1 pseudogene is annotated in these 244 nt (G+C 66.0%); it reads left to right on the top strand.

Features of this window, described 5'->3' with window-relative positions:
• Positions 1-244 (top strand): annotated as a pseudogene (locus RRF55_RS27625) (TonB-dependent siderophore receptor); the annotation flags it as partial.

Genomic DNA, 244 nt, shown 5'->3' with positions numbered 1-244 from the left:
TCACCCTGGGCGCCGGCAGCTGGGACAACTACCGCAGCGAACTCGACGTGGGCTGCCCGCTGACCGACAGCGGCAACGTGCGCGGCCGTGCGGTGGCGGCCTACCAGGACAAGGACTCGTTCATGGACCGCTATTCGCGCAAGACCGCGACGCTCTACGGCATTGTGGAAATGGACCTGACGCCACGCACTTTGCTGACGCTGGGCGGCGATGCGCAGAACAACCGTCCGGTCAACTCCACCTG

Origin of the sequence: Klebsiella sp. K47, from assembly GCF_051858335.1 — a bacterium.
GTDB lineage: Bacteria > Pseudomonadota > Gammaproteobacteria > Enterobacterales > Enterobacteriaceae > Klebsiella > Klebsiella pneumoniae.
The sequence above is the reverse complement of the archived record's forward strand: the minus strand, read 5'-3'. Positions and strand labels throughout refer to the sequence as shown.